Below are 22,692 nucleotides of genomic sequence, written 5' to 3'. Positions count from 1 at the left end.
GACCCGGTTCACCGCGTCGCCCGCAGGGCCAGGCGGGTGGCGCCCGCGGCGACGGAGGCGAGCGGTGACGTGCGCGGCGCGCCCTGCTCCGGCATGGCCCGGTAGACCAGGTGCAGCAACGACCGCACGGTTTTCGGCGCGGCCTTGCGGGCCAGCTCGGCCAGCACCCCGGCCGGGAGGTTGACCTCTTCCGGACGGCGTTCCAGCGCGCGGACCACCCACTGCGCCGCGCGTTCGGGCGTGGCCGCCGGGAACGCGTCGTAGACCTTCGTCGGGCCGATCATCGGCGTGCGCACCAGCGGCATCCGCACCGAGGTGAACGTGACGCCGTCGGCGACGGTCTCACTGGCGGCCACGCGGCTGAACGCGTCGAGCGCGCTCTTCGAGGCGAGGTAGGCGGAGAACCGGGGTGTGTTGATCTGCACTCCCATGCTCGAGATGTTCACGATGTGGCCGAACCGCCGTTCCCGCATGTGCGGCAGCAGGCCGAGGACCAGTCGCAGCGGTGCGAAGTAGTTCAGCGCCATCGCGCGCTCGTAGTCGTGCAGCCGGTCCACGCTCAGGTGCACGCTGCGCCGGATCGACCGGCCCGCGTTGTTGACCAGCGCGTCGACGCCGTCGTGGTCGGCCAGCACCTGCTTGAGCAGCGCGCCCACCGCCTCCGCGTCGGTCAGGTCGCACGGGTAGGTGTGCGCCGTGCCGCCCTCCGCGCGGATCCGCTCGGCGACCTCCTCCAGCTCGTCGGCGCGCCGGGCGACCAGCAGCGGCACGGCGCCCTTGCGCGCCACGGCGAGCGCGGTGGCCGCGCCGGTGCCCGACGACGCGCCGGTGATGAGCACGGTCCGCCCGGCCAGGCCGTGCCCGCGGGCGGCGCGCAGCGGGTCGAGGTGGTCGGCCCAGTACCGCCACAGCGTGCGGGCGTAGGTCGTGAAGTCGGGCGGTTCGAGGCCGGTGACCGCGCGGGTGGCGGTCGAGTCGAACTCGGCGTGCAGCGCCAGGTGGGGCACGAGCCGCGGCGGGATGCCCAGCTCGGTGAGCACGCCGGTGACGATCGCGCCGGTGGGCGCGGCGGGCAGCGGCAGCGGCACGCTGAACCGGACCTTCGGCGCGCCGGCGGCGTCGGCCAGCGCGTTGTAGACCTCGTCCATCCGCTGCGAGCGGCGGGCGGTGAGGTGGAACGTGCTGGCGGCCGGCACGTCGGCGTGGATCAGCCGGTCCAGCGCGGCCACCACGTAGTCGACCGGGACCAGGTTCGCGGCCCCGAAGTGCGGCGCGACCAGCGGCAGCCGGCGCGGCAGGCGGGCGAGCGCGGCCAGCGCGGGGAAGAAGTGGTACGGGCCGTCGGCCTTGTCGATCTCGCCGGTGCGCGAGTCGCCGACCACCGCGCCCGGCCGGTAGATCCGCCAGGGGACGCCGTCCTGCCCGCGCACGACCGCCTCTGCCGCGTGCTTGGTCGCGTGGTACGGCGAGCCGAGGTGCTGGCCGAGGTCGAAGTCGTCCTCGGTGAACGGGCCGCGGTGATCGCCCGCGACCGCGATGGACGACACGTGGTGCAGCAGGCCCGAGCCGGTGCGCTCGGCGTACTCGACGACCCTCCTGGTGCCCTCGACGTTGACGGCGTGGTGCGCGTCCGCGGACGCGGTGAAGTCGTAGACGGCGGCCAGGTGCACGACGTGGTCGACCCGGTCGGCGTCGATCGGCGAACCCAGGTCGCCCAGCACCGGCGTCAGCTTGTCGTGCCGGTCCAGCTTGTCTGCCGAGTGTGGCCTGACCAGCGCGAACACCCGTTCGCAGTCCGGTCGCCGCAGCAGCTCGGCGACCAGGCGCCTGCCGATGAAACCCGTCGCGCCGGTGACGAAGTAGGTACCCACGCCCCCGATACTGACATTACCTACCCGCGAGTAGGAAGAGGCGGGGGTGAAATCGGAACGCTGGTGATCAGCTTTCCGGCGTGCCGGAGGCGTTCACCACCGCGTCGCGCAGGGCCGCGCGCAGCCGGCCCACCTCCAACGGCGTCAGCACGGCCGCCTCGCCCGGCGGCACGGTCACCACGACGTGGCCCTGGCTGACGAAGACGGTCATGTCACGGCGACGTGACGCGATGTCGCGGCAGGAGACCTGCCACTCCTTGCCTGTGCTCACGGCACCCAACCTCCAGCTGTGTCGACACGGGGTGCTCGGACCGATCCGGGCGTTCTCGGGGAGGGGACGCACGAGAGTTGGTGCCATGACGGGACTTTCCGCCGGGCGACCGTGCCGAGCTGTCGCTAGCGTCGCATGAGGCTGTCCTCGCAGTCACCTGAAGGGGTGAGAAAATGGCTGAACCGCAACGGATCGTGATAATCGGGTCGGGCCTGGCCGGTGCCGCGGCGGCAGGTGCGTTGCGCGCCCGGGGTTACACCGGCGACCTCGTCGTGTTCGGCCGCGAGCGCCACCGGCCCTACGAGCTGCCGGCGCTGTCGAAGCAGCTCCTGCTGGGTGAGGCCGACGAGCCGAACCGCGTGCACGAGCCCGACTTCTACGAGGCCCACCAGGTCGAGCTGCGGTTGGGCGTCGAGGTCGTCCGCGTGGACGTCGCCGGACGGGCCGTCGAGGACGCCGGCGGGGTGTCCCACTCGTACGATCGGCTGATCCTCGCGACCGGCTCGACACCGCGTCGGCTGCCGGTGCCGGGCGGAGAGCTCCCAGGTCTGCGGACGCTGCGCACGGTGGAGGACTCGCTGGCGTTGCGGGCCGAGCTGACCGAAGGGGCCGAGGTCGTCATCGTCGGCGCGGGGTGGATCGGCTGCGAGGTCGCCGCCGCGGCCCGCCGGCACGGCGCGTCGGTGACCGTGGTCGACCCGGTGGACCTGCCGCTGCGCCGCGTGCTCGGGCCGCGCATGGGGGAGGTGTTCCGCGACCTGCACGCCGAGCACGGCGTGACGTGGCGGCTCGGCGCCGGCGTGGACGGCTTCACCGAGCACGGCGTCCGGCTCGCCGACGGCGGCTCGCTGACCGGTGACGTCGTGGTGGTCGCGGTCGGCGCCGCGCCGAACCTGGACCTGGCGCGCGACGCAGGGTTGGCCCTGGTCGAAGGCGGGGTGGCGGTGGACGGCACGCTGCGCACGTCCGCGCCGGACGTCTTCGCCGTCGGCGACGTCGCCGCGCACGACCACCCCCGCTACGGCCGGCGGGTCCGGGTCGAGCACTGGGCGAACGCCAAGGGCCAGGGCGAGCACGTGGCCGGCCCGGTCCTGGGCTCGGACGAGCCGTACGAAGCCTCGCCGTACTTCTTCACCGACCAGTACGACCTCGGCATGGAGTACCGGGGGCTCGCCGACGCCGAGCACGACGAGCTGGTGGTGCGCGGCGACGTGGACGCGCGCGAGTTCACCGCGTTCTGGCTGCGCGACGGGCGGGTGCAGGCCGCGATGAACGTCAACCAGTGGGACGACGGCGAGGCGTTGCAGCTGCTGGTCGACGCGCGGGCCGAGGTGACGCCGGAGCAGCTGCGCTAGGCGTCACATGCAGGAGCCGTGGTCGGGTCCGTTGCCCGACGCGATCAGGCGCTCCAGCAGCACGCGCAGCGTGTGCGCCTCTTCCGGCCCGAGCCCGGCGGTGAACTCCCGCTCCACCGCGGTGTGCAGCTTCTCCACCTCGCGCTGGACGGTCCGGCCCTGCTCGGTGATCACGGGCACGCGCACGCGCCGGTCGTTCGGGTCGGGCTTGCGCATGATCAGTCCCGCGCGTTCGAGCCGGTCCAGCTCCGCGGTCAGGGTGGTCTTGTCCACGCCCAGCGCGTGGCCGAGCGCGAGCTGGGTGCGCTGGAACTCCTCGCTGACCAGCGCGGTCAGCACGATCTGCCCGCGCGTGGTGATGCCGTGCCGCACCGCCGCTTCCTGCGCGACCGCGCCCAGCTTCTGCGCCGCGCGGTGCAGCAGCCAGTTCAGGCCCGCGCGGCTGGTGCAGCCGAGGTCAGGGGCGAGGTCCATGCCGTCGAGCATACCTGCCGTGTGAGATATTCCCGGCTCGGAACATCTTGACTCGTAACTCCTCTACCCATATGTTCCGAGTCAAGAACTTCTAGGGGGGACCATGGCGCACTTGTTGCACATCGACACCAGCCTGCGGACAGACGGCTCGGTGTCGCGCGAGGTCAGCGGGGCCTATGCGCAGGCGTGGCGGGCGGCGCGCCCGGACGGCCGGTACACCTACCGCGACCTGGCCGTGGAACCGCTGCCGCACGTCGACGCGGCGGCGCTGGCCACGCGCGAGGCCGACGGCGACCGGCCGCTGGAGCGGCAGCTCGTCGCCGAGGTGAAGGCGGCGGACACCGTCCTGCTCGGCGTGCCGATGTACAACTACGGCGTGCCGTCGAGCCTCAAGGCGTGGCTCGACTGGATCCTGGTGCCCGAGCTGTTCGCCGACCAGGAGACCGGGGAAGGCGTGCTGACCGGCACGCGGGTGGTCGTCGTGACCGCGCGGGGCGGTTCCTACGCGCCCGGCACGCCCCGGCACTCGTTCGACTTCCAGGAGCCCTACCTGCGGGCGGTGTTCGGCATGCTCGGCGTGGCGCCGGAGTTCGTGCACGCCGAGCTGACGCTGGCCGGCGTCGTGCCGCACCTGGCGCAGTTCAAGGAGTTGGCGGCCGCTTCGCGGGAGGACGCGCACCGCTTGGTGCGCGAGCTGGCCGTCACCTGAGGGGGAGGCGGGTGACGGGCCGTCGTCGAGGGGGCGGCCCGTCACCCGATAGTGCAAGCCCGATGGGCCTGCCACGATGTGGGCCATGTCGGAGCCGATCGCCGCGGTCGTGGTGCGCGCCGCCGAGCTGACCGCACGCGGGTTGCCGCGCAAGGCGATCGAACTGCTCCAGCCGGCGCTCGTGGTGAACCCCCTGCACGGTGAGGCGTGGTGCCGACTGGCCGCCGCCCACCTCGACGCGGGCGAACCCGACCCGGCCCTGAACGCGGCCAAGCGCGCCCTGGTGCTCGACGGCGACCCGGCGTGGGCGCAGCGGCTGACCGCGCTGGCGTTGAGCGAACTGGGCCGGCACGCCGAGGCGGTCGTCGCGGCCCGGGAGTGCGTGCGCCGCAAGGCCGGCGACTGGCGCTGCCAGGTGGTGCTGGCCGAAGTGCTCGCGAACAGCCCCGACGGACGGCCGGAAGCCGTCGAGGTCGCCCGGCAGGCCGCGCACCTCGCGCCCGGCCAGGCCCGCGCGTTCCAGGTGCTCGGCGACGCCGCCCTGCGCGTGCGCGACTGGGGCACCGCCGAACGCGCCTACCGCACCGCGTTGCGCCTGGACCCCGAAGCCGACGACGTGCGCGCCAACCTCGACACCGTGCGGCGCAAGCGCGGCGGCGCGCCCATCCCGCCGCCGTCCGGCGAAGCCCTCCAGGCCGCGCACGCGCTGGTCTGGCCCGCCTTGTCGCGGCTGGCCGCCCTGCTCGTCGCGGGCGGGCTGGTGCTGCTGCTCGCGGGCATGCCGCGGCCCACGCCGCTCCTCGGCTGGTTCTCCGGCCTGCTGGTCGTCGCCTGCGGCGCGGTCGTCGGGCTGGTGCTGCTCAAGGCGCGGCGCGGGGTGCGGCGGGCGCTGCTCCGGCTGCCGCGGCACCGGCCCAAGGTCGCCTTCACCGCGACGATGTTCGCGCTGTCCGCGGCCGTCCTGGCCGGTTGGACGGTCGCGCTCCTGCTCGGCGCGACGACGATGCAGCCGCTCGTCATCGCCTGGCTGTGCGCCCTGATCGGCGGAGCCGTCGTCGTCCTGGCCGGCGGTCGCTAACCTGGACGTCGGGAAGGAGGCCGATGACCCGACGCGCACTGCTCGCGATCCTGGCGTTGATCGCGGGTTTCGTCGTGTCCGGACCCGGCCCCGGCACGCCCGTCGACGTGGTCGCCGTCTCGTCCACCGTGGACGCCGCCCACCTGCCCGGCACGGCCACGCGGGGCACGAACGTCTCCCACCCCGTGCAGGTGCACGTGGGTCAGCCGCTGGACGGCGTCCAGCCGCCCGTGCACGTCACACCCGCCCCACCCGTGCGGGTGAACGTGATCGACCCGACCCACCACGTCGTCGAGCGCAACGGCCAGACCCCGCTCGGCGAACGCGCGCCACCCGCGACCTCCGGTAGCTGAACCCACCCCGTTCACCTCACCCGGAGGTTCCTTCGCCATGCCGCGCCCCAGTGCGCGGCGAGCTCTCGTCGTCCGCGGGCTGCTTGCCCTCGGCGTGCTCGTCGCGTCCGCGTTCACCCTGCTCACCGTCCAACCGCGCCTCGGTCTCGACCTGCGCGGCGGCACCCAGATCGTGCTCGAAACCCCGTCCGAAGCCACCTCCGACGCCACCGACCGGGCGATGGAGGTGCTGCGCCGCCGGGTCGACGAGCTCGGCGTGGCCGAACCCGTGCTGGCCCGGTCCGGTGATCACCGCATCGTGGTCGAACTGCCCGGCGTGCAGGACCCGACCGAGGCCATCGAGGTGCTCGGTCGCACCGCCCAGCTGCGCGTGCAGCCGGTGACCGGGCTCGGCGACGTGCCGACGCTGGCGGGTGACGCGGTCAGCCTCGGCGAGGTCGTGATGACCGGCGAGGGCATCGAGGACGCCCGCGCCACGCCCAACTCCCAGGGCGTCGGCTACCTGGTCGGCGTCGACTTCCAGGGTGACGCCCCGCAGGCGTGGCAGCGGGTGACCGCCGAGGCCGCGTGCTCGCCGCCGGGTGACCCGAAGCGGCGGGTGGCGTTCGTGCTGGACGGCGAGGTCGTGTCCGCGCCGCAGGTCGACCCGTCGGTCGTGTGCGGCACCGGCATGATCGGCGGCAGCACGTCGATCACCGGGCAGTTCAGCCAGGCCGAGGCCGAGGAGCTGGCGCTGGTGATCCGGTCCGGCGCGCTGCCCGTGCCGGTCGAGGTGGTGGAGCAGCGGACCGTCGGGCCCACGCTCGGCGCCGAGGCGATCGAGGCCAGCGCCCGTGCGGCGATCATCGGCGTCGCGCTGACCGGGCTGTTCCTGGTGTTCGCGTACCGGCTCGCCGGGCTCGTCGCGGTGGTCGCGCTGGCCGGTTACGCGGCTCTGGCGTACGCGGCGATGCTGGCGATCGGGGCGACGTTCACCTTGCCGGGGCTGGCCGGGTTCGTGCTGGCCATCGGCATGGCGGTGGACGCGAACGTGCTGGTGTTCGAGCGGTCCCGGGAGGAGTACGCCCGCCGCAAGCGCTTGCCCCGGTCGGTGGACCAGGGGTTCCGCGGCGCGCTGAGCGCGGTCGCGGACTCGAACGTGACCACGCTGCTCGCCGCCGGTCTGCTGTTCTGGCTGGCCACCGGGCCCGTGAAGGGCTTCGGCGTCACGCTGTCGATCGGTGTGCTGGCGTCGTTGTTCAGCGCTCTCGTGCTCAGCCGGGTGCTGCTGCAACTGGTGATGCCGTTGCTGGAACGGCGGCCGACGTGGAGCGGCCTGCACTCGTTGGGACGGGTGCGCACGTGGCTCACCTCACGCGGGATCACCCTGTACCGGCGGCCCCGGCGGTGGCTGCTCGCCGCGGGCCTGGTGGTGCTGGCGGCCGTCGGCGGCCTGGTCGTGCGCGGCTTGGAGCTGGGGGTCGAGTTCACCGGCGGGCGGATGCTGGAGTTCACCGCCTCCTCCGCGGACACCGGCCGGGTGCGGGCCGAGCTGGCGTCCGCCGGGTTCGGCGACGCGGTCGTGGTGAGGTCGGGCTCCGACGGCCTCTCGGTGCGCACCGGTCCCATCGACTCGGCCGCCGCCGTGCGGCTGGGTGAGGCCGTCGACCGCGCGACCGGTGGCGCGGAGCAGGTCAGCAACGAGCTGATCGGCCCCAGCCTCGGCTCCGAGCTGCGGCGCAACGCGCTGATCGCGCTGGCCATCGCCGTCGCGGCGCAACTGGTCTACCTGGCCGTGCGGTTCGACTGGCGGCTCGGCGTGGCCACCGTGGTCGCCCTGGTCACCGACGTGGTCGTGCTCGTCGGCGCGTTCGCGTGGCTGGGCAAGACGGCCGACGCGGTGTTCCTCGCCGCGCTGCTCACCGTGATCGGGTACTCCGTCAACGACTCGGTGGTGGTGTTCGACCGGGTGCGGGAGCTGAGGCGGACCAAGGCGCCGTTCCCCGATGTGATGAGTTCGGCGGTGCTGCAAACCCTGCCGCGGACGGTGAACACGGGCATCGGCGTGCTGTTCGTGCTGGCCGCGCTGCTGGTGCTCGGTGACGGCTCGCTGGCCGACTTCTCCACCGCGCTGCTGATCGGGCTGGTCGCCGGTACGGTCTCGACCGTGGTGACGGCGGCGCCCGTGGCGATCGCGTTGGAGGACCGATGAACACAGGCCACGCGTTGCTCGCGGTCGGCGGGGCGTTCCTGGCCGCCGGCGTCATCGCGCGGGCGGGAGTCCGGATCGGACTGCCCACCATCCCGCTGTTCATGGTCGCCGGAATCCTGTTCGGACCGAACACACCCGGTCTGTCGCTTGTGGACGACCCCGGCGAGATGGGCGTGCTGTCCAGCCTCGGCCTGGTGTTCCTGCTGTTCTACCTCGGGCTCGAGTTCTCCGTGGACGACCTGGTGTCCGGCGGGCGGCGGCTCGCCCTGGCCGGCGCCGGGTACCTGGTGCTCAACATCGGCGGCGGGCTCGCGTTCGGCTTCGCGCTGGGGTGGGGCACGCGCGAGGCGCTGGTCGTCGCCGGCGCCATCGGCATCTCGTCGTCCGCGATCGTGACGAAACTGCTCGTCGAGGCACGGCGGTTGCGCAACCCCGAGTCACGGCTGGTGATGGGCATCATCGTGATCGAGGACGTGTTCCTCGCCCTGTACCTGGCCGTGCTGCAACCCGTGCTCAGCGGCACGTCCGGCGTGTCCGCGCTGGTGGACTTCGGCAAGGCGTTCGCGTTCCTGCTGGTGCTGGCCGCGGTCGCGCGCTGGGGCGGTCCCGTGGTGACCAGGCTGTTCCGCTCGGCGGACGACGAGCTGCTGGTCGTGTGCTTCGTCGGCGTGGCGGTGACGGGCGCGGCGCTCGCGCACGAGCTCGGCGTGTCCGACGCCATCGGCGCGTTCATGGTCGGAGCGGTGCTCGGCGGCTCCGGCGTCGCACCCCGCGTGCACAAGCTCGTCCTGCCGCTGCGGGACGCGTTCGGCGCGCTGTTCTTCTTCATCTTCGGCCTGAGCATCGACCCGCGCGCCGTGGGCACCGTCGTGCTGCCGATCCTGGCCGCCGTCGCGGTGACGATCGTGCTGAACCTGGGCGCCGGCCTGTACGCCGCCAAGCTGCACTCGTTCGACCGGCAGCAGGCCGTGGACATCGGCCTGACCGTGCTGACGCGCGGCGAGTTCTCCCTCGTCCTCGCCGCGATGGCGGTGGCCGCGGGCCTGGACTCCCGCGTCGCCCCCTTCGTGGCCGGGTACGTCCTCCTGCTGGCCGTCGTCGGCCCGCTGGCGGTCCTGCGCTCGGACCGCCTCACCTGGCTCCTGCCGAAACGCCTGTTCGTGTAGCAAGGTGTCCCCATGACCGGATTCGCCTCGTACCAGAACGAGATCTTCTGAGTGCTGTTCTGGCCGACCAGTCCTCTTCGGACTCGGGTCGTCTCTGACCAGCGCAGACTCTCTCGTTACTTCTCGGTGGTTCTCGTGACCGCCCGACGTCGTACGGCCTGGTGACGGCCTGAAAGTTGATCACCACACGGGCGCTGCCCTTGATGCGAACGACGCGTCAGGGACAGCGCCCGTCGTGCATCCTGGGCCTGGTGCTCATCGCCAGTGGCCTTCTCGATGGCAAGACGGCGCAGCCGTCGCGGCAGCCGATCGCCGTGCCCAGCCCGACCAAGCCGCGTGACCGCGCGATCGTCCCCCACCGGTGCCGCTCCCGAGCTGCTTGTGGTCACGGCCTCCGCGCTGGCGCGCCGCTTCCCGGCCACGTGCACCGACTCCGCGCACGGCCGACGGGCGGAGCGAAGCGGGAGCCCGGCGTGCCGTGATGCGGGGAGGCGGTGCCAACGTGCGCCGGTACTTGCCGCGCGCTGCCGCAGGCGGCGCGCCTTGATCCCATAGAGCTATATTCGGCAACCATATGCTGTCTAATTATTAAATTCTCCCGGCGTTGTAGGCAGTAACCACGGCTACGGTTACGACGAAGACTCCGGTGAGAAATCCCCATAGAGCATATTTCCATCTCTGTGGATGGTTTACAACAACAGGAGGTTCTCCGATGTCGATGTTAGACACCCTCTCGTCAATTCGCGCGATCAGTAATTTGCTCGCCTGGTTGACCGCGTAAGAAATATCAGGTGGTTCGGGTGTATTGCGTATGGCTCGCTCGTAATCTGAGATGGCTTGCTCAAGTCGACTCACATGTTGGCCGAAATTCCCCAGATTGTCGGCAGCCCATTGGAGCTTGTTAGAGCTGGATTCGAGATTGCCAAGCTGTTCGGCTACCCAGTAAAGCTTGCTTGAGCTAGCCTCAAGATCACCAAGAGTGTTGGATGCCCAGTAGAGCTTACTCGATCCCTCCTCAAGGTAAGAGAGTCGATGTGAAGCTGCCTCAAGTCGATCGATTGACTCTCGGTCGAGATAGTGGCCTTGGATTTTCTCGAAGAGACTGGCTAGCACCTTGGCGGCACCCGAGCTGACTTCAGATAGCTCCCTAATTGCATCAGTGATCTCATTCTTCGTTTGCTTGGCGGCTGTCGTTAGCATTCGATTGAGCCGAGGTTCGGTTAGGCTGTCCAAGCCATCCACCTTCGAGCGGATGTCTTTCTCGATCTTGAGCTTCCACTCATTGAGCAGCTTTACTGAGTAAATTTTCTCGTTTTCTTTTTTGTCGACGATCGGATGATGAAAGTCGCACAATAAGAGGAGGTTGGAGAACTCGTTTCTCTGTTCCGCGGTCAAACTTGGATATCCGGGAGGGTTGTAGCGAGGGCCGTTAGGCGAGATTGCTCGGATATGTGCGATCTGCACATTTTTCTTCGGGGACTTCCCGAAGAATGTGACGGTCGGTTGCTGGCACTCGGGGAAGTAGCACTTCGTACTCAGTGCAAATAGGGCGCTTTTCGTGGCTTCGGTATAATTTCTTTTGTCTGCCATCTAATTTCCGGTTCGGTGTGGGTGACAGTACTCTGGTTGCATTATTGACGTGTTGGCGGTGTGCTCCTGTGGTCGATTCGGTTAATCGGCGCCCCGCGTGATTGCTAGAAGCTCTTCCAGGATTTTAGGCGTGCCTGCTACGAGGTCGCTGGACCTTGGATGGTACGAGTCGCCCTTGGTGTCAAGGAGAAGTGCACCAGCCTCGGCCGCTATCAGAGTGCCTGCGGCCATGTCCATCAGATTGTTTGAGAGGATTACTACGCCGTCGATACGCCCTTCTGCCAGCCATGCCAAGTCGTGAGCCGCAGATCCAAACATGCGAATACGTTCGACGTTGTTAGCGAGCCCGGCGGTGATTTTGATCCGCTTTCGATTCCTCTCCTCGGAGTGCTTGCCTACTGCGTAGTCACCCATGGACACGATGGCCTGGCGCAGTAGCGGGGTCCTGCTTACGTGGATCCTACTCCCATTAACGTGGGATCCTTCCCCTTTTGTTGCCTGGTAGTACATACCTTGGTATGGCAGGGCAATTACGGCGACGACGGCGGAGCCGCTTTCATCGATGAGGGCAAGTTGTGCAGCTGACAAGGGAACGCCGTGCACAAAGTTCGAGGTTCCGTCGATTGGGTCCAGCGCCCAGAAAGGGTCTCCTTCTCTGAAGTTTTCACTGAGACCTTGCTCCTCGCCAGCGAAGCCAAGTTCGGGCGTAACTTGACTGAGGTATGACTTAATCTCCCGTTCGATGTCTAGATCAATATCTGTGTAGGTGTCACGATCCGACTTCTCGATGACAGTGCCCGGCCTGCTCTGCGTAATTTTCTGAGCGGCTATTTGAATGGCGTTGTAAGCGATGTCGGCCAACTGGTCGAGTGGTCGCTTCACGCAGTCTCCTTTGCGCGGTTCCACATGGAGTCGAACACCTGGGAGAAGGTGGCGAACAGGCCGGGTGTCGCGTCGTCCTTCTCGATCACGAGGGTAGGGGATTCGACGCCTCGGGCGTCGGGTAGGTAGGGCTGGACTACGCACTTGGCTTGGTCGGTGATGAGGATGTTGTAGCGGAGTGGTTCGTCGTAGACGCGGATGTGGAGCTGTCCGTGTGCGTTGGGTGGGATTTTGGCTCCCACTCGGCGTAGGGCTTCGATGTTGAGGCGGGTGAGCATGGAGAGGTGGCCTTCGGGTAGGCCCTCTTCGTGTTCGCGGGCGGTGATGTTGTGGCCGTTGGGGTCGAGGAAGAGGGCCTTAATGGTGGTGCCGGTCTCGATGGAGTCGAGTAGGGCTTTGTCGGAGTACTGCTGGCACAGGACGTTGAGGGACAGGCCCGCGATGTCGATGGTCTTCGCACCTTCGAACAGGTCGCGTGGGGTGACGTTGTGCAGGAACTCGGTCCGGCTGGGGTAGACGGCGGTGACGTCGGCCAGGCGGGCCTGTTGGGGCATCTGGACCGGGCGCGGTACGGGGTGGGTGGAGGCCGCGGTTCGTTGGGGTGGGGTGATGAGGCTGTCGGTGTCGCCCTCGTGTGGGGACAGGAGCTGCTCGGCGGTCCAGCCGGGGAACATCTTTTCGAGGATGCGGCAGTGGTCGGCGTAGGGCAGGCCGAGTAGGTCGCCGGACAGCCAGCGGTAGAACTGGGCTTTGCTGGGGTAGCGGCCGATGAGGTCGGTGTCGAGTTGCTTGGCGACGCGGTCGTACTCCTTGCAGAAGGTGCGGTAACCCTGCATGTGGCGTTGCCTGAGCAGGACTCTCAAGAGAGTGGACTCTGTAGCCATGTGGTCTCCCCCCACGTGGTGCCTTCGGCCGAGGCTAGCACTCAGACGAGACCAAGACGAGACTCGCTGAGATCGACACGCGGGCGGTACGCGGCAGGTGAGACCACTGCGGACCTGGGACGGGACCATTGGCCAACGAATCTGAATGGGCAAGCCGCGACACAGCGGCACCAGTCAGAGGAGTGAAGCCGATGGCGATCAGCAAGGGGTACCGGTTCCCCGTCTCGTTCGATGATGCGTTCCCTCAGGGCCTGGTGATGGTCGGGGAGGTCATGCCGGACACGGAGTACCAGACGCGTGACGAGAGGGCGGCCGGTCGGCCGGTGCGTCAGCGGGTGGACGAGGCGACCGGTAAGCGGCAGTGGAAGGTCACGGTCACCGACCCGCACGAGCCCAACGCCAAGCGCAAGAGCTTCGAGATCACGCTGCTGGCCGACGTGCAGCCGGTGCCGACCACCGGTGAGGTGTTGCCGGGGATGCGGCCGGTCGAGTTGGACGGTCTGACGGCTGAGCCGCGCATCGCGGGCAACGGTGAGTTCAAGTACCAGTCGTTCCTGTTCCGGGCGACCGGGTTCAGGGCGGTGGGTAAGGCGGCTGGCTCGGCTCCTGCCGGTGGCAAGTCGAACGGTGGCGGCGCCGAGGCCAAGGCGGCATGAGCCGTGTCGGATCTTCAGCAACTGACCGTGCAGTGGCAGGCGGCGTACCGGGCCTACACGGAGGCGCACGAGGCGAACCGGTACGTCGCTGCCGATGATCCGGCGGCTGCGGCTCGGATCGCGCCGACCTATCGGCGGGTGGCGTGGTTGTGGCGGCAGCTCGCGGCGTTGGAGAGCACGCCTTGGTGGGCCAAGGCGGCGGCGCTGCACGCGGCCGAGACGTTCGACCACCAGGCCGACGTCAACGAACGCGTTGCGGGCGGCGATCGGGAGGCCGGCGGTCATCGTGCTCACGCGCCGGTCGAGGGGGTGAGCGGTCGTGGCGAAGACCAAACCTGACCGGTGGGCGGCGGCGTACGCCGTGACGTCGCTCAAGGACGCGCACGAGGCGTTGACGCATCTCATGCCAGGTCCCGACGCACCGCGTGACGTGTGGCGGGAGTTCTACACGCGATCGGCCGAGGTGTACGCGCGGGTCGCGGAAGTTGATCGAGGTCATCACCACGAGGCGCTGTATTGGGCCAAGCGCGAGCGTGCGAAAGCTGAGGGGGTTGAGTCGGATGAGCGTTGATCAGGCTGTGGAGCGGGCTCGTCGTCGGTCGAACGGTGACGGTGTGGGTCTGGCCGGTGTGGTGCGGGATGGGTTGCCGTTGGAGCGGTTGTCCGATGCCGGGTACACGCCGTTGATGTTCGAGGCGGTGATGTGTCAGCTCGTCGGCTACCCGCATGAGGAGTGGTCGTTGCGCTCGTTGGCGCGGTCTGCGGACGTGCCGTACTCGGTGGTGCGCCACATCTGCAACGACCTGGCGGAGTTGGGGCACGTGACCGTCGACCAGGAGACGTTGCAGGGAGCGCTGTCGGTACACAAGCATCGGCTGTCGCCCGAAGGGCTGGCCTACTGGGGTGGGCCGGTTGTTGCGCACGACTGGTTGCGAGATGCGGACATGTGGCGTCATCCCCGCCTGGCTCCGGTGATGGGGTCGCGCCTATCGGACGAGGACCGGGCTCGGGGTGAGCTGGTTGGTTACTCGTTCCCGGTGCTGTACCGGGTGGCGGATGCGCTGGTGCTCGTCCCGTCGCGGGCGTGGACGGTCGAGGATCTGGTGACGGCGGCGGGTGCCACCGAAGAGATGGTGCGACTGGCCTGCCTGGACCTGGTCGCGGCCGGTCATGCCACGGGGCACGAGTGGCGGGAGGACGGCGGGGAGGGCCGCGAGGAGACGCGGTTCAAGATCACGCTCGGTGGGCTCGCGGCCTGGTTGCGCTGGATGCCTGACCCGTTGGACTACTAGCTAGTCGGTGGTGTGGGCGGGCATCGGATGCGGCGGTGTCCGCCCGCACTGTCGGGTGACAACTGAAGACGATCACTGACCTGTGTCGGTCGTGGTCGTCGGTGAACGGACCTCAAGTCTTGGCGGGCCTGGAGCAGTTCACCGACGACGCAACGACCGGGCTTTCTCGCGCGCTTTTGTTGACACACAAGGGGTTCCGGTCATGTCAAGGCTATCGGTACGTGGGGGTCGCGCGTCAAGTCGGCGTGGTGCCCCGTCTGTGTGGAAGCTGTCCAACGGTCGCCCCTGTGGGGCGTGCAAGCGGTTCGGCGTCTACGCCCCGAACCAACTGGTGTGCTGCTCGTGCCTGGGGTGGCTGCCGCTGATCTTCGCCCCCGTGGGGCGTGCGTGATGGGCGGCAAGTGGGTGGACCCGGCTCCGTTCGAGGGTGTCCGGCCTCGGGTGCCGTGGTGGGCGCTGGTGCCGGGCAAGGCCAAGTGGCTGGCCGCGCTCGTGGCGCTCGTCTGGCTCCTCGTGGTCAGCGTCGTGCGCCTGGTGCTCGTCGTGATCCGGTATCCGGTGGTCACATTGGTGCCGGTGTCGGCGGCCTGGTGCTGGTGGCGGTTCGGGCTCTCGCCGCTGGTGCTGGCGTTGTTGTCGCTGGTCGCTGCCCTGACCATCTGGGCCGGATTGGATCGCGGGTCGTTCCTGAGGCACGGCTGGTACCGGCTGCTGACCGAGTGGCGACGCGCCACCGTGTACGTGCCCCGGTGGCGGTCGGTGATGCGCCTTGCCGACCTGGCCAAGCGGGACCGGGGGCGTGAGTACCGGCCGAAGCTGCGGCGGGTCCGGTCGGAGGGCTGGCGGGATCGGGTCCGGGTGCGCATGGTTCCGGCCCAGTCTCCTGAAGCGTGGGAGCTTCGGCGGGATGGCCTGGCGCACTCGTTCGGCGCTCGCTCGTGCCGGGTCCGGGTGCTGCGGCCTCGGGTGATCGAGCTGGACTTCGTCCACCGTGACCCGCTGCTGCGCCCCCTGACCGTGCCCGCGCTGACGGATGCCGAGGTGGATCTCAAGCGGGTGGTGGTGGGCAGGACGGAGACGGGCAAGCCGTGGCGACTGCGGTTGCTCGGGTCTCAGGTGCTCGTGGTCGGCGTGCCGGGTGCGGGCAAGGGCTCGGTGCTCTGGTCGCTGGTCTGGCAGCTCGCTCCGGCCATCCGGACGGGGTTGGTGCGGCTCGTTGGGATCGACCCGAAGGGCGGGATGGAACTCGGGCAATGTCCCGACGCCTTCGATCGGGTCGTGTACGACAACGGGCCGGAAGCCGTTGCCCTGCTTGAGGAAATCGCCGCAGAGGTCAAAGACCGGGCGACCCGATACCGGGGTGTCCGGCGGCTGTGGGCGCGGTCGACGGGGGAGCCGTTCACGGTCCTGGTGGTGGACGAGCTGGCGGACCTGATCGCCTACCAGCCGGACAAGCAGCTCCGCGAACGAGCCGTGCGGGCTATCCAGACGATCACTTCACAGGGCCGCGCACCCGGCTACGCCGTCGTGGGCCTCGTGCAGGACCCGCGTAAGGAGGTCGTCGGGTTCCGGCACTTGTTCAGCACCCGTGTGGCGCTGCGCCTGGATGAGCCGCAACAGGTGGACATGGTCCTCGGTGATGGCGTCCGGCAGCGCGGCGCGGCGGCCCATGAGATCAGCGAGAACACGCCCGGCGTCGCCTGGGTCAAGCACGACGGGCAGCGGGAACCGGAACGGGCTCGGGCCTTTCACGTCACCGACGCCGACCTTGTCGAGCTGGGCGTCTACCTGGCGAATGCGACCGTGCACGACTTCCCCGCCCGACCGGACGGCACCGAAGGGAGGGCGGCGGCATGAGCGGCGAGACTCGTGCGGAGCGGATGCGTCAGCCCATCGCCCTGGACGTGGCCAAGGCTGCCGCCGAGAAGTACGGCGTCTGCGTCCGGCCCTTCACGATGGAAGTGGAGGACCGGGCCACCTTCGAAGTCCGCTACGTGGCAGTGCCCTGCGGGTCGACGGTCGAGAGCGTGTGTGCGCCATGCGCCAAGAAGGCCAAGGCGTTGCGGATGGTCCAGTGCCGTGAGGGCTGGCACATGGCCGAGGAACCCGACTTCACCCCGACCGCGCCGACTGAGGACCAGCAGGCGTTGCTGACGTTCCGGGCGGACCTGGTCAAGGCGTACCGAGAGGCGGTCGAGGCCGGGCAGGCGGGCGACGCTGACGAACTGCGGGAGGAGATCCACAGCGTCGACGCGGAACTTCGGCAACTCGGCGTCCGGGGACGCTTCCCCTCACCCGACGTACCACCGAAGCGGCCGGTGAAGCGGTCGACCAAGCGGCGGCAGGACGCACCGAACCTGCCTCGGCGGCGGGTCGAGAAGCGCACCGTGGGCCGGGAGTACGCGGGTGGGTTCCGGCCCTCGATGTTCGTCACGCTCACCCTCGACACCTACGGCCGCGTGCGTGACGACGGCACACCGGTCGACCCGGACACCTACGACTACCGGCGGGCGGCTCGCGACGCGGTGCACTTCGCCTCGCTGGTCGACCGGTGGTGGCAGAACCTGCGGCGGGTCATCGGCTGGGACGCGCAGTACTTCGCCACCGTCGAACCGCAGAGGCGAGCGGCGCCCCACCTGCACGCGGCAGTCCGCGGTTCGATCCCGCACGAGACCATCCGACTCGTCACGGCGGCCACCTACCACCAGGTGTGGTGGCCCAACCATGAGGAGCGCGTGTACAGCGGCGATCACCTGCCGGTGTGGGACGCGCGGGCGGAAGCGTTTGTCGACCCGGACACGCGTGAGCCGCTGACGGCTTGGGCGGACGCGGTCGAGGCCGTGGAGGAGCCGGCGCACGTGGTGACCTTCGGCCGCCAGGTGCACTCCAAGGGCATCCTCGGCGGCTCGGAGGAGGCCGGGCGCCACATCGGTTACCTGACCAAGTACCTCACCAAGTCCATCGGTGAGGTGGTCGAGCAGTCCACCGACCGGCAGCGCAGGCACGCTGACCGCCTGGCGGACGAGTTAGCCGTGACGCCGTGCTCCGACCGCTGCCCGGTCTGGCTCCTCTACGGCGTCCAACCACGTGGGGCCGGTTCGCGCACGACACCGGGGCACTGCAAGGGACGCGCGCACCGGCGGACCACGCTCGGCCTGCCCGGTCGGCGGGTGCTGGTGTCGCGCAAGTGGTCGGGCAAGACGCTGGCCGACCACCGGGCCGACCGGAAGCGGTTCGTCATCGAGTCGCTGAAGGCGGTCGGGATCGAGAAGCCGGAACCCGACACGTCCCAACTCGTCTGGCACAAGGTTCGGCCCGGTGATCCCAACGTGCCACCACGGGCGCACCTGCTCATGCACGCCATCGCAAAACGAACGCGGTGGAAGGCGGAGTACGACCGGGCAATGCTCGCGGCCGGTGAACCTCCGGATCTTTCGGCAACTTCGCTAGCAGCTTGACAACCGTGGGGGAAGTCATGACTGAGATCGAACCGCTCTGGGGTGTGGACGAGGTATCGGCGTTCCTCGGCGTTCCGGTCAAAACCCTTTACCAGTGGAAGTGGCAGCGCATCGGGCCGCCCGTGAAGAAGGTGGGGAAGTACCTCCGGTACGTCCCGGCCAGGGTGCGGGCGTGGGCTGACCAAGCGGACGAGAACGCCGCCTGATCTTTCGACAATTCGATCGACAGGAGAAGACTGTCATGGGGCACATCCAAGACCGCTGGTGGCGGCCGAAGTGGGACGAGTCCGGCAAGCCTGTGCTGGATGGCAAGGGCAAGCCGGTGCGAGAGAAGACCGAACTCCACGGTGTCGGGATGCGGTACAAGGTCCGCTACGTCGATCCGTCAGGCCAAGAGCGGAGCAAGAGCTTCCCGGACAAGCAGCGCGGTGCGGCTGAAGCGTTCCTGCTCAAGGTCGAGAATGAGAAGCGCACCGGCACGTACCTCGATCCGGAGGCGGGCAAGGTGTCATTCCGCGTCTACGCGGACGCGTGGCTGCAAGACCAAGCGTTCGACGGCAGTACGCGGAACGCTGTAGAGCGGAGGTTGAGGAAACTGGTCTATCCGTACATCGGTGACAAGGAGATCGGTTCGATTCTTCCGACGCACATTCGCAGTTGGCTGCGCACTCTGCAGCAGAAGAAGCTTGCCGGTGGAACCCGTGCGGTCACGTTCGTCCACGTTTCAGCCATCTTCAACGCGGCGATTGATGACAAGAAGATCAGCGAGAACCCGTGCAAGGCCAAGAGCGTGACTCGTCCGCAGCCTGACAAGCGCAAGATCGTTCCCTGGTCGGCGGGCAAGCTGGCGGCTGTCCGGCTCGCGTTGACGGCCAAGTACAAGATCGTCGTCCCCCTCGCGGCTGGTTGCGGTCTGCGACAGGGGGAGGTCTTCGGGCTCTCGATGGACGATGTCGACCGCGACGAGAAGGTGCTGCACGTTGTTCGGCAAGTGCGGGTCGTGGACAACGTGCAGGTGTTCGCGCCTCCCAAGGGCGGCAAGGAGCGGGACGTGCCGCTGCCGGACAGCGTTCTGCGGGACCTGGACGCGTACGTCGAGGAGTTCCCGCCGGTCGAGGTGACCTTGCCGTGGAAGGAATCGGACGGTGAGCCGGAGACGGTCTCGCTGATCTTGGTCAACAAGGACGGCAGCCCGATCCGGCGGGACGGGTTCAACCAGTACGTCTGGACGCCCGCGCTTGATCGGGCGAAGGTTACGCGGGTGCCGCAGCAGGACGGGATGCACGCGCTGCGGCACTTCTACGCCTCGGTGCTCCTGGACGCTGGTGAGTCGATCAGGGCGCTCGCTGAGTGGTTGGGCCACTCCGACCCGGCCTTCACGATGCGCGTCTATACGCACCTGCTGCCCTCCAGCGGTGATCGAACTAGGCAAGCGGTTGACCGTGTACTTGCAGGATCGATGGAGGGGAGCGAGCATGATTTGGAGAACATTGACGATGATCGAAATTGCTGAGGAGTGAACGCGTGATGCAGTCCAGTCGTGAGACGCGATACCTCGAATTTGTTGGTGTTATGGTAACCGTTGTTCCCTTTTTTGTTGCAGCCTTTAACGTGTTGACCCTGGCTCGCTACGATGTGACGGTCCTGCCGTCGATTATCCGTGGTTCGGACGCTGTCACAGTCGCCTTTGGTGCATTTGTTGTCGTAGCTATATTTCTACCGTGGGCCCTGGTTGCATTCCTGAGTGACCCTTTTGTGAACTGGATGACGGTCAGGTGGTGGGTGCACTTCGGAATTAGCTTTATGGTTATACTGATTGCGTCGCTGGTCTTTCCGGTGGTGGTTGCCGTGGGGGCGTTGCTGCAATGGATATATATGCTAATGCTGGGTAAGTTGTTGTCGTTGAGAGCAAAAGTCCGCGATGGCGAGGGAGTGGGGAGAGGTTCCGGAGCTGAATTCCTCCGCCGTCTTCCGTTGGGGAAGATTCGGTCGTCCGTGAAGTTCTTCGGTGTGGCGAGTCTGATGGTAACGCTTGTGATACTTTCATTTTTCGGAGACTCGCGATGGATTCCACTCGAAAAAGTTGTTACATCGGACCGGGCTTATGTCGGATGGGTGCTCGAGTCTGGGGATCATCACCTGAGTCTTCTGTTGGAGGATTCTCGAGAGCCGCTGATGTTGCAACAGGAAAATGTAGTCAGGCGTACTGTATGTACTAAGGACGAGGATTTTGGGTTGCGTCGCACCCTCCTTCGTCCTATTCCATCTATAGTCGCTGATGGCTGGCATGTTCCAGTAAGTGTGCCAGGCTGTCCTAACGTGTGAGAGCGGAACGAATGGTGTTCGCACGTGGCTTTCCGTGCGCGCGTCCTGCTCTAGCGATGACGGGACGTGTCAATAGTGTGCTTGCAAGCGGCGCGGACGAGGCAGAGCATGATCCGCAGACCGACGACGCGGACGGTTCCGCAGACGGCCTGTAGACGGCCTGAGCGGGGGATGGGGCACAAAGTGACTGGTCAGTTCGCTGCCTACCAGAACGAGATCTACCTGCAAGGTCTCGCGGGCAACGTCCCGCCGTTCACCACCGACCCCGAAGCGCTGGAGGCGTCCGCCCGGGAACGGCTCGGGCCCGGGCCGTTCTGGTACGTGGCGGGGGCTGCCGGTGGGGGTGCGACGGCGCGGGCGAACCAAGAGGCGTTCGACGAGTGGCGGATCGTGCCGCGGATGCTCACCAACGCCACCGAGCGGCACCTGAGGACGTCCGTGCTGGGCACCGACATGCCCGCGCCGGTGCTGCTCGCGCCGGTCGGAGTGCAGTCGATCCTGCACCCGGACGGCGAGCTGGCGACCGCGCGGGCGGCGGCGGAGCTCGGGGTGCCGTTCGTGCTGTCCACGGCGTCGTCGCACACGATCGAGGAGGTCGCCGAGGCCGCCGGTGACGCGGCGCGCTGGTTCCAGCTCTACTGGCCCAACGACCCGGACGTGGCGGTGAGCATCCTCGGCCGGGCGCGGGCCGCCGGGTACCGGGTGCTCGTCGTCACGCTCGACACGTGGACGCTCGCGTGGCGACCGCACGACCTCGACCAGTCCTACTTGCCGTTCCTGCGCGGCGTCGGCACGGCGATCCCGTTCTCCGACCCGGCGTTCCGGGCCGGGCTCGCCGCGTCGCCCGAGGACGACATGCCGATGGCGATCCTGCGGTGGGTGCAGCTGTTCACCGGCACCGACAAGTCGTGGGACCAGCTGGCGTTCCTGCGCGAGCACTGGGACGGCCCCATCGTGCTCAAGGGCATCCAGCACCCCGACGACGCGCGCAAGGCCGTCGACGCGGGTGTGCAGGGCATCGTCGTGTCCAACCACGGCGGACGGCAGGTGGACGGCGCGGTCGCGTCGCTGGACGTGCTGCCGGAGATCGCCGACGCCGTCGGCGAGCAGATCGAGGTGCTGTTCGACTCCGGCATCCGCAGCGGCGCGGACATCGTCAAGGCGCTCGCGCTGGGCGCGAAGGCGGTGCTCGTCGGCCGCCCGTTCGCCTACGGCCTGGCGCACGGCGGTCAGGTCGGCGTCCGGCACGTGCTGCGCAGCCTGCTCGCCGACTTCGACCTGACCCTGGGCCTGTCCGGGCACCGCAGCCCGGCCGAGCTCAGCCGCGAGGTGCTGCGTCGGCGCTGAGCTGCCGCAACCGGTTCTGCAAGGCGGTGAAGTCGGCCGGCTGCACGGTGATCCACGGGGTGCCGTCGCCGCCGGTCGTCTTCGCCGACAGGTAGCGGCCGGTGATCGTGTCGAAGTACGTCAACGGCGCGGCGCACCGCTGCTTGCGGCCGAACCGGTCCCGTCGCGCCGCGTACAGCTGGCCGCCGCCGGTGCGCTGCTCGGCCAGCAGCTTGCGCACCTGCTGCACCTCGGCGGCGTGCCCGCCGGTCGGCCTGCTGGCCTGGAGGAACGACCCGCCGTCCTCGTCCGGCCGGGGTTGGCGCGGCTTGTCGTTCATCGCGTCCGCGGGCAGCGAGAGCACGCCGCCGCGCCCCGGCTTCGCCTCCGGCAGCGCGGACACCAGTGACGCCACCACGTCCTCGACCCGCACGGGTTCCAGCACGAAGTGCTTGTCCGCCCGCAGCACCACGCGCAGCGCGTCGTCCCCCGACTGCACCACCAGGGCGGTGCGCGTCTCGTCGTCGCCCTGGTTGAAGAACGCGTAGTACTCGGCGCTCGCGTTCGCAATCAGGCGCAACGACCGACCCAGGTCGGCGTGCACCTGCCTGCCGCGGGCGAGGCCGAGCCGTTCCAGCTCGGCCCACCCGCGGCGGGCGAGGTCGGCCAGGACCGTGACGTCACCCTCGGCGAGCCGGTCGTCGTCGAAGTCGACCTGCGCCAGCAGCGCGTTGTGCAGCGTCGGCAGATCTTCGGCCTGCCAGGCGTTGTAGAGCGCGACGACCGGGATGGCGACCCTGGTGCGCAGCAC

Annotated in this window: 23 protein-coding genes; 16 read left to right on the top strand and 7 right to left on the bottom strand. The window is 68.5% G+C overall.

The window, feature by feature from the left end; all coding sequences use genetic code 11:
* Positions 1-8: 8 nt before the first annotated feature.
* Positions 9-1,871: an SDR family oxidoreductase gene (locus ACIQMJ_RS25885; RefSeq protein ID WP_499763565.1), complete on the bottom strand. Its 1,863-nt coding sequence runs from the start codon at positions 1,869-1,871 to the stop codon at positions 9-11.
* A gap of 67 nt (positions 1,872-1,938) precedes the next feature.
* On the bottom strand, positions 1,939-2,142 hold the full coding sequence (locus ACIQMJ_RS25880; RefSeq protein WP_499763564.1) for a hypothetical protein: 204 nt from the start codon (positions 2,140-2,142) through the stop codon (positions 1,939-1,941).
* Positions 2,143-2,315: 173 nt separating this feature from the next.
* Between ACIQMJ_RS25880 and ACIQMJ_RS25875 the strand changes: the two genes are divergently transcribed.
* Positions 2,316-3,497, top strand: coding sequence for an NAD(P)/FAD-dependent oxidoreductase (locus ACIQMJ_RS25875; protein ID WP_499763563.1), 1,182 nt, complete (start codon positions 2,316-2,318; stop codon positions 3,495-3,497).
* A 3-nt stretch (positions 3,498-3,500) separates the two neighbouring features.
* Here the strand turns inward: ACIQMJ_RS25875 and ACIQMJ_RS25870 are convergent, their stop codons facing one another.
* Positions 3,501-3,971 (bottom strand): MarR family winged helix-turn-helix transcriptional regulator, encoded by a 471-nt coding sequence (locus ACIQMJ_RS25870; RefSeq protein ID WP_499763562.1) that lies wholly within the window; start codon positions 3,969-3,971, stop codon positions 3,501-3,503.
* Positions 3,972-4,074: 103 nt separating this feature from the next.
* Between ACIQMJ_RS25870 and ACIQMJ_RS25865 the strand changes: the two genes are divergently transcribed.
* From ACIQMJ_RS25865 to ACIQMJ_RS25845, 5 genes are all read left to right on the top strand, one after another.
* A complete protein-coding gene (locus tag ACIQMJ_RS25865) occupies positions 4,075-4,680 on the top strand; it encodes an FMN-dependent NADH-azoreductase (RefSeq protein ID WP_499763561.1) in 606 nt (201 codons plus the stop codon).
* An 85-nt stretch (positions 4,681-4,765) separates the two neighbouring features.
* Positions 4,766-5,758, top strand: a complete 993-nt coding sequence (locus ACIQMJ_RS25860) for a tetratricopeptide repeat protein (RefSeq protein WP_499763560.1) — start codon at positions 4,766-4,768, stop codon at positions 5,756-5,758.
* A 23-nt stretch (positions 5,759-5,781) separates the two neighbouring features.
* The gene (locus tag ACIQMJ_RS25855) at positions 5,782-6,111 is read left to right on the top strand and encodes a hypothetical protein (RefSeq protein ID WP_499763559.1); all 330 of its coding nucleotides are present in this window, start codon (positions 5,782-5,784) and stop codon (positions 6,109-6,111) included.
* Positions 6,112-6,148: 37 nt separating this feature from the next.
* Positions 6,149-8,302: a protein translocase subunit SecD gene (gene secD, locus ACIQMJ_RS25850; protein ID WP_499763558.1), complete on the top strand. Its 2,154-nt coding sequence runs from the start codon at positions 6,149-6,151 to the stop codon at positions 8,300-8,302.
* Entirely contained in the window at positions 8,299-9,468 is a 1,170-nt protein-coding gene (locus ACIQMJ_RS25845; RefSeq protein ID WP_499763557.1) for a cation:proton antiporter, read from the top strand. The genes secD and ACIQMJ_RS25845 overlap by 4 nt, the downstream gene beginning before the upstream one ends.
* A 588-nt stretch (positions 9,469-10,056) precedes the next feature.
* On the opposite strand, the gene ACIQMJ_RS25840 is transcribed toward ACIQMJ_RS25845, so the two are convergent.
* From ACIQMJ_RS25840 to ACIQMJ_RS25830, 3 genes are all read right to left on the bottom strand, one after another.
* Positions 10,057-11,058, bottom strand: a complete 1,002-nt coding sequence (locus ACIQMJ_RS25840) for a hypothetical protein (protein ID WP_499763556.1) — start codon at positions 11,056-11,058, stop codon at positions 10,057-10,059.
* An 81-nt stretch (positions 11,059-11,139) separates the two neighbouring features.
* Positions 11,140-11,940: an inositol monophosphatase family protein gene (locus tag ACIQMJ_RS25835; protein ID WP_499763555.1), complete on the bottom strand. Its 801-nt coding sequence runs from the start codon at positions 11,938-11,940 to the stop codon at positions 11,140-11,142.
* The gene (locus ACIQMJ_RS25830; protein ID WP_499763554.1) at positions 11,937-12,803 is read right to left on the bottom strand and encodes a DUF5919 domain-containing protein; all 867 of its coding nucleotides are present in this window, start codon (positions 12,801-12,803) and stop codon (positions 11,937-11,939) included. Before ACIQMJ_RS25830 ends, ACIQMJ_RS25835 begins: the two co-directional genes overlap by 4 nt.
* A gap of 212 nt (positions 12,804-13,015) precedes the next feature.
* Between ACIQMJ_RS25830 and ACIQMJ_RS25825 the strand changes: the two genes are divergently transcribed.
* The 10 genes from ACIQMJ_RS25825 to ACIQMJ_RS25780 all read left to right on the top strand — a co-directional run bounded on the left by ACIQMJ_RS25825 (position 13,016) and on the right by ACIQMJ_RS25780 (position 21,902).
* A complete protein-coding gene (locus tag ACIQMJ_RS25825; protein WP_499763553.1) occupies positions 13,016-13,480 on the top strand; it encodes a hypothetical protein in 465 nt (154 codons plus the stop codon).
* A gap of 3 nt (positions 13,481-13,483) precedes the next feature.
* The gene (locus ACIQMJ_RS25820) at positions 13,484-13,819 is read left to right on the top strand and encodes a hypothetical protein (RefSeq protein ID WP_499763552.1); all 336 of its coding nucleotides are present in this window, start codon (positions 13,484-13,486) and stop codon (positions 13,817-13,819) included.
* Entirely contained in the window at positions 13,800-14,051 is a 252-nt protein-coding gene (locus tag ACIQMJ_RS25815; RefSeq protein WP_499763551.1) for an AMED_5909 family protein, read from the top strand. The genes ACIQMJ_RS25820 and ACIQMJ_RS25815 overlap by 20 nt, the downstream gene beginning before the upstream one ends.
* Positions 14,041-14,772 carry a hypothetical protein gene (locus ACIQMJ_RS25810; protein WP_499763550.1) on the top strand — a complete coding sequence of 244 codons (732 nt, stop codon included), beginning with the start codon at positions 14,041-14,043 and terminating at the stop codon, positions 14,770-14,772. Before ACIQMJ_RS25815 ends, ACIQMJ_RS25810 begins: the two co-directional genes overlap by 11 nt.
* A 390-nt stretch (positions 14,773-15,162) precedes the next feature.
* Positions 15,163-16,629: an FtsK/SpoIIIE domain-containing protein gene (locus ACIQMJ_RS25805; protein WP_499763549.1), complete on the top strand. Its 1,467-nt coding sequence runs from the start codon at positions 15,163-15,165 to the stop codon at positions 16,627-16,629.
* Positions 16,626-18,230 carry a replication initiator gene (locus tag ACIQMJ_RS25800; protein ID WP_499763548.1) on the top strand — a complete coding sequence of 535 codons (1,605 nt, stop codon included), beginning with the start codon at positions 16,626-16,628 and terminating at the stop codon, positions 18,228-18,230. Before ACIQMJ_RS25805 ends, ACIQMJ_RS25800 begins: the two co-directional genes overlap by 4 nt.
* Positions 18,231-18,247: 17 nt before the next feature.
* Positions 18,248-18,436, top strand: a complete 189-nt coding sequence (locus ACIQMJ_RS25795) for a helix-turn-helix domain-containing protein (protein ID WP_499763547.1) — start codon at positions 18,248-18,250, stop codon at positions 18,434-18,436.
* A gap of 35 nt (positions 18,437-18,471) precedes the next feature.
* Complete coding sequence (locus tag ACIQMJ_RS25790) at positions 18,472-19,743, top strand: tyrosine-type recombinase/integrase (RefSeq protein WP_499763546.1); 1,272 nt, start codon at positions 18,472-18,474, stop codon at positions 19,741-19,743.
* Between the two features lie 11 nt (positions 19,744-19,754).
* On the top strand, positions 19,755-20,555 hold the full coding sequence (locus ACIQMJ_RS25785; RefSeq protein WP_499763545.1) for a hypothetical protein: 801 nt from the start codon (positions 19,755-19,757) through the stop codon (positions 20,553-20,555).
* 183 nt (positions 20,556-20,738) lie between these two features.
* Positions 20,739-21,902, top strand: a complete 1,164-nt coding sequence (locus tag ACIQMJ_RS25780) for a lactate 2-monooxygenase (protein ID WP_499763544.1) — start codon at positions 20,739-20,741, stop codon at positions 21,900-21,902.
* Here the strand turns inward: ACIQMJ_RS25780 and ACIQMJ_RS25775 are convergent.
* Positions 21,874-22,692, bottom strand: a complete 819-nt coding sequence (locus tag ACIQMJ_RS25775) for an ESX secretion-associated protein EspG (RefSeq protein ID WP_499763543.1) — start codon at positions 22,690-22,692, stop codon at positions 21,874-21,876. The genes ACIQMJ_RS25780 and ACIQMJ_RS25775 overlap by 29 nt on opposite strands.

This window comes from Actinosynnema sp. NPDC091369, from assembly GCF_044757065.1.
In the GTDB taxonomy this organism is placed as follows: domain Bacteria; phylum Actinomycetota; class Actinomycetes; order Mycobacteriales; family Pseudonocardiaceae; genus Actinosynnema.
This window is presented reverse-complemented; position numbering and strand designations above follow the sequence as displayed.

Excerpts from the sequence above, each read along its gene's own strand:
- ACIQMJ_RS25875 (WP_499763563.1), top strand. The coding sequence starts at position 2,316 with ATGGCTGAACCGCAACGGATCGTGATAATCGGGTCGGGCCTGGCCGGT.
- ACIQMJ_RS25870 (WP_499763562.1), bottom strand. The coding sequence starts at position 3,971 with ATGGACCTCGCCCCTGACCTCGGCTGCACCAGCCGCGCGGGCCTGAAC.
- ACIQMJ_RS25865 (WP_499763561.1), top strand. The coding sequence starts at position 4,075 with ATGGCGCACTTGTTGCACATCGACACCAGCCTGCGGACAGACGGCTCG.
- ACIQMJ_RS25860 (WP_499763560.1), top strand. The coding sequence starts at position 4,766 with ATGTCGGAGCCGATCGCCGCGGTCGTGGTGCGCGCCGCCGAGCTGACC.
- ACIQMJ_RS25855 (WP_499763559.1), top strand. The coding sequence starts at position 5,782 with ATGACCCGACGCGCACTGCTCGCGATCCTGGCGTTGATCGCGGGTTTC.
- secD (WP_499763558.1), top strand. The coding sequence starts at position 6,149 with ATGCCGCGCCCCAGTGCGCGGCGAGCTCTCGTCGTCCGCGGGCTGCTT.
- ACIQMJ_RS25845 (WP_499763557.1), top strand. The coding sequence starts at position 8,299 with ATGAACACAGGCCACGCGTTGCTCGCGGTCGGCGGGGCGTTCCTGGCC.
- ACIQMJ_RS25840 (WP_499763556.1), bottom strand. The coding sequence starts at position 11,058 with ATGGCAGACAAAAGAAATTATACCGAAGCCACGAAAAGCGCCCTATTT.
- ACIQMJ_RS25825 (WP_499763553.1), top strand. The coding sequence starts at position 13,016 with ATGGCGATCAGCAAGGGGTACCGGTTCCCCGTCTCGTTCGATGATGCG.
- ACIQMJ_RS25810 (WP_499763550.1), top strand. The coding sequence starts at position 14,041 with ATGAGCGTTGATCAGGCTGTGGAGCGGGCTCGTCGTCGGTCGAACGGT.
- ACIQMJ_RS25805 (WP_499763549.1), top strand. The coding sequence starts at position 15,163 with ATGGGCGGCAAGTGGGTGGACCCGGCTCCGTTCGAGGGTGTCCGGCCT.
- ACIQMJ_RS25800 (WP_499763548.1), top strand. The coding sequence starts at position 16,626 with ATGAGCGGCGAGACTCGTGCGGAGCGGATGCGTCAGCCCATCGCCCTG.
- ACIQMJ_RS25795 (WP_499763547.1), top strand. The coding sequence starts at position 18,248 with ATGACTGAGATCGAACCGCTCTGGGGTGTGGACGAGGTATCGGCGTTC.
- ACIQMJ_RS25790 (WP_499763546.1), top strand. The coding sequence starts at position 18,472 with ATGGGGCACATCCAAGACCGCTGGTGGCGGCCGAAGTGGGACGAGTCC.